Genomic DNA, 5,108 nt, shown 5'->3' with positions numbered 1-5,108 from the left:
TGCCCGTGCGCCGATTCATCTGGAAAAAAGGTGCAGAACTGGGACGCTTCAAGCTGGGTTCGACCGCGATCGTGCTGTTTGGCCCGGATCAGGTGAAATGGGCTGAAGAGTTGGTCGCCGGTTCGCCAGTACAAATGGGTCAAGGCTTGGCACTGCCAAAAGCCTGAGACATCAGCGCCCCCGCGTAGGAGCTGCCGCAGGCTGCGATCTTTTTGACTTTGTTTTTTAAAAACCAGGATCAAAAGATCGCAGCCTGCGGCAGCTCCTACCGGTTGAAGGCTGACATGCTCATTTGCTGCTATGGTTTTTGGCATGAGCCAGACCATCTCCCCCCCGCTGCTGAGCGCTCCGATTCCCACGCAGTCGCGCCTGTCGTTCTGCGAAGCCACCCCGCGCGACCTCAAGCGCTGGATCGCCGGCCTGCCCAAGGCCAACATCGGCGAAACCGCCCGCCAGTTGTACCAAGGCCTGGGCGAACTCAATCAATTGCTGACCCCCAGTGACAATCGCCTGCAACTGCTGGAGCTGCTGCGCCCCGAGGTGTATTTCGTCTGTCAGCATCTGGAACGGCACTTCCTGCATCAGGCGATCATGCTCGATGACCGTTCGCGCAAGATCAGCAACCTGTGTCAGGCGCTGCAAAGTCAGTTGGCCATCGGCTACAAGCAGATCGTGCTGCGCATCGTGCCCAAGTACCACAAGGATCGGGCAGCGCTGGTCAGTCAGGCCCTGCAACGCGCCGCGCATGCGCTCAAGGGACAACTGCTGCGCGCCGCGCAGCTGTATAGCCCGGCGCCGGAGCAACTGTGGTTCGAGCTGCATCAGTTGTTTCGCTGCGCCTGTGGCTTGCAACTGCAACAGCGTCGGGTGCACGACGACCTGGCGAGCCTGACCACCGAGCTGAGCCTGGAGCAGACCTACATCGCCGCGCTGCTGCTGGGCAGCGCTCGTTGCAACCAACTGCGGCAGAACCAGATCGCCCGACTGGCTGAGGTGGTGGAACCGTGGAGCGCACTGCTCAAACTGCATCCTGGCAGTCCGCAGGATGGACTGTTCGCCATCAGCGCGGAACTGGACGTCGGCCCGCGTTATCGCAGCATGTTTCGCAAAGAACAACAGACAGATTTGCTGGGCTTCGATCCGCAACCGTTGGTGAACGCCATCGAAATGCATTTACTGCAACAGGATTCGCCGGCGCCGCTGCCTGTCCCGGCGGGTCTGAGCCTCGACACCCTGCAGCATCTGCACGCCAGTTGGGGCCAGACCGCCGAGCGCAGTTTTCAGCGCACCCCCGGCCAGGGCAACCTGACCGTGTGCGTCGGCATGAGCGCCCTGCACTTCTACCTGGGAGGCGAACGCACTTTCAGTGAGTTGCTCAAGCATCCCGGCGCCCGCGCGGCGAACTTCAGCCGCGCGGTGGCCAAGGGCGAAAAGGACAGTTGGAGCCAGGCGTTCGACGCCGCCCCGCAAAGCGGCGCTGATGAATTTCTGCCGTATGAAGAGATTCAGTACGACCATATCGGCGAAGACGAAAGCACAGCCGACCACACGCCGCACTACCCGACTTACACCTTGCCGGTGATCAACCATAGCCCCGGAGGTTATTGCTTGGGCTGGCCGAACGAGGTGCCCGCCGAGTTGCAGGCCGGGGAGATGGTCGGGATTCAGGACAGCTCGAATCAAGGCTGGAGCATTGCGGTAGTGCGCTGGATTCGTCAGGTACGCGGTGGCGGACCGCAAATGGGCCTTGAGCTGGTGGCGCCGCACGCCGAGCCCTGCGGTTTGCAACTGGTGCGTTCGCGGGACGATCACAGCCATTACTTGCGAGGCCTGCTGCTGCCCGAGATCAGTGCCATCGACTTGCCCGCGACCTTGCTGGCCCCGCGCCTGCCGTTTCAGGAAGGCAATAAAGTGCTGATCAACACCCATGGCGAAGAACACCGCGCCGGGCTGGATCGACGGGTGGCGAGTACGCACAGCTTCAATCAGTTTGCCTATCGCTCGCTGGAGGCCGCACGCAATGGCGGGGGCGAGGAGGATTTCGACTCGTTGTGGAAATCGCTTTAAAGCTTTAAAGAAACTGTGGCGAGGGAGCTTGCTCCCGCTGGACTGCGCAGCAGTCCCACTCTCTTGAGTCAAAGAGCAGGGCCGCTTCGCGCCCCAGCGGGAGCAAGCTCCCTCGCCACAGAGGCCGCCTCAGGCTCAGAGCTGCCCGTCGCGATCGCGAAAGCCCAGCAGATACAGCACACCATCCAGCCCAAGGGTGGAAATCGCCTGCTTGGCCGACTGCTTGACCAGCGGTTTGGCGCGGAACGCCACACCCAGCCCGGCAATCGCCAGCATTGGCAGGTCATTCGCGCCGTCGCCTACGGCGATGGTCTGCTCCAGGCGCAAGCCTTCCTTGTGCGCCAGTTCCTTCAGCAGATCCGCCTTGCGCTGGGCATCGACAATCGGTTCGATCGCCACGCCGGTGCACTTGCCGTCGACCACTTCCAGTTCGTTGGCGAACACGTAGTCGATGCCAAGTTTGGCCTGCAATTGCTTGGCGAAGTACGTGAAGCCGCCGGACAGGATCGCGGTCTTGTAGCCCAGACGCTTGAGTTCGGCGAACAGGGTTTCGGCACCTTCAGTCAGGCGCAGCGAGGCGCCGATCGAATCCAGTACGCTGACATCCAGGCCTTTGAGCAACGCCAGGCGCTCCTTGAAGCTGGCGCGGAAGTCCAGTTCGCCCGCCATCGCCCGCTCGGTGATGGCCGAGACTTGCTCGCCGACACCGGCGGCCTTGGCCAGTTCGTCGATGACTTCGGCTTCGATCAGGGTCGAGTCCATGTCGAACACCGCCAGACGCCGGTTGCGCCGGAACAGCGAGTCTTCCTGGAAGGCGATGTCGACGTTCAGCTCCTGGGCGACGCTGAGGAATTCGGCACGCAGCGCCTGCGGATCAGCCGCTTCGCCACGCACCGAGAACTCGATGCAGCCCTTGCCCTTGTCCGCCGGAGTGTCCAGCGGCATGCGACCCGACAGACGGTCGATATGGTCGATGTTCAGGCCATATTTGGCGGTGATCGAGCTGACCGCCTGCAATTGGCCGGCGGTCACTTTGCGGGTCAACAGGGTGACGATGTGGCGTTTCTTGCCCTGATTGCCCACCCATTGCTGGTAATCCTCTTCGGAAACCGGGGTGAAACGCACCTGCTGGTCGAGCTCGTAGCCCTTGAACAGGATGTCCTTGAGCACGGCTTTGCCTTGCTCGGAGTCGGGAATCTCGACCAGGATGCCGAACGACAGGGTGTCGTGGATCACCGCCTGACCGATGTCGAGAATATTCACACCACCCTGTGCCAGAACGCCAGTAATGGCCGCAGTCAGACCCGGACGGTCGACTCCCGTGATGTTAATCAGGACGATTTCGCGCAACGCGCACCCCCGCAACTGGAAAAAAACCGCATTCTACCCACTTTCAGTGACCATCGGGCACCGCGAGCGCTTTGCCGGTCTAGGGCCTGTCGCTATACTGCGCGTCAACTTCACGGACAAAAGAGCCGAGCTCAGTGAACCGGCCCACGCCAGTTAAAACCGATAACTTCTTCCTGCTGATCTTCCGTGCACTGCGTCATCGCCGTGTGCCGATTGCATTGCGCATTGCCAGCCATAACGTGATCCTGGTCGCTCTGGCCCTGGTGATCTATGCCGGGGTGATGGGCTTGCAGTTCAAGCAGGCCATGCACGAGCAGGCCGACGCGCTGGGCGAAAGCCTGACTACGCAGACCGCCACATCCGCCACTGAACTGTTGGTGTCCAACGACATCCTCAGCCTCAACGTGCTGCTCAACAACCTGACCAAGAACAAGCTGGTGGCCCACGCGGCCATCTATAGCGTGGACAACCGCATCCTCGCCGAATCCGGTCAGCGCCCCAAGCACAGCCTGTTGGGCGAAGCCGAAGGCATGTACGAGAGCAAGATCACCTTCCAGGACGTGACCGCCGGGCAACTGCGCATCAGCCTGGACATGGATCAGTTCCAGCAGCCGATGACCATCAGCCTGCAGAGCATGGGCATTCTCAGTGCGATCCTGTTGGCGCTGTCGCTGGCCCTGAGTCTGCGCATGGGCCGCTATCTGTCGACGCCGCTGCTGCAATTGCGCGTCTGGCTGCGCAACATCGACGAATACACCCCGGGCACCGACCGTCAGGACGAGATCGGCGATCTGGCGCGTCAGCTGCACGCCAACTTCGCCCCCAGAGCCTGCGCCCAAACCCGAGCCCGAGCCGGAACCCGAGTTCGAAGAAGAGGATGAGCCAGAGTTCGAAGTGCGCAACCTGCGTGACCCGAGCTTTGACGAAACCCGCCCGATGGCTGCGCAAAAACCTGCACCGCGCCATGTGGTCAGCACCGTTGAAGACGATGAGGACGACGACGCTTTTGCTGACCTGCGCGACGAATCGCTGGATGCAGCGCCGCAACCGCTCACGCGCAAGGCTACGCCCAGCGTGCCCCAGCACAGCGCGGTACTGGCCGTGCAACTGGGCTCGCAGGAACAACTGCGGCGCCTGCCGCGTGCCCGTCTGGAAGAGTTGCTGGAGCGCTACCGCGATTGCCTTGATCAGGCCGCTTCGCTGTATCAGGGCGAGATCGAAACCCTGAACGACGGCAGCACGCTGATGCTGTTCCACACCGAAGACAGCGGTGACGACTACCTGACCAATGCGATCTGCTGCGGTGAATTGCTGCGGGCGCTGGGCCATCAATTGCAGATCGAAGTCGCTGACAGCGGTATCACTCTGCAATTGCAGTTGGGCCTGACCCTGGGTGACGACCTGTTCGGTCTGAGCCAGATCGACTTGCTGCTGACCGACTCGGCCCAGGATGCCCTGGCCCTGTCTCAGCACAGCCGCAACCTGCTGCTGGTCGAGCGCAAGATCGGTGACGACGGGCTGATTCGCCAGCGTGCGCGGATCCGTCCGATCGCCAGCCCTGAGGGGGCTTGCTGTGTGGAGCGCTTGATGGAGCCTTATCCGTCGATGCTCGAGCGGCAACTGGCGCGGATGCATGAGCGCCGGGCGTAAGCTTCAGGCCTGATGTACAGAAGCCCGCAGACAAGTGATTG

General features: G+C 61.8%; 2 protein-coding genes and 2 pseudogenes. 3 read left to right on the top strand and 1 reads right to left on the bottom strand.

Annotated elements, in window-relative coordinates:
* Both HT737_RS18420 and HT737_RS18415 read left to right on the top strand, forming a co-directional pair.
* Positions 1 to 167, top strand: a pseudogene (locus HT737_RS18420) (phosphatidylserine decarboxylase); the annotation flags it as partial.
* 145 nt (positions 168 to 312) lie between these two features.
* Positions 313 to 2,067 carry a molecular chaperone gene (locus HT737_RS18415; protein WP_182403568.1) on the top strand — a complete coding sequence of 585 codons (1,755 nt, stop codon included), beginning with the start codon at positions 313 to 315 and terminating at the stop codon, positions 2,065 to 2,067.
* A gap of 135 nt (positions 2,068 to 2,202) precedes the next feature.
* On the opposite strand, the gene serB is transcribed toward HT737_RS18415, so the two are convergent.
* On the bottom strand, positions 2,203 to 3,417 hold the full coding sequence (gene serB / locus HT737_RS18410) for a phosphoserine phosphatase SerB (protein WP_007967407.1): 1,215 nt from the start codon (positions 3,415 to 3,417) through the stop codon (positions 2,203 to 2,205).
* Positions 3,418 to 3,551: 134 nt separating this feature from the next.
* Here serB and HT737_RS18405 point away from each other — a divergent pair.
* Positions 3,552 to 5,067, top strand: a pseudogene (locus HT737_RS18405) (AhpA/YtjB family protein).
* Positions 5,068 to 5,108 lie beyond the last annotated feature (41 nt).

This window comes from Pseudomonas sp. MD195_PC81_125 (assembly GCF_014060985.1).
In the GTDB taxonomy this organism is placed as follows: domain Bacteria; phylum Pseudomonadota; class Gammaproteobacteria; order Pseudomonadales; family Pseudomonadaceae; genus Aquipseudomonas; species Aquipseudomonas parakoreensis.
This window is presented reverse-complemented; position numbering and strand designations above follow the sequence as displayed.

Excerpts from the sequence above, each read along its gene's own strand:
- HT737_RS18415 (WP_182403568.1), top strand. The coding sequence starts at position 313 with ATGAGCCAGACCATCTCCCCCCCGCTGCTGAGCGCTCCGATTCCCACG.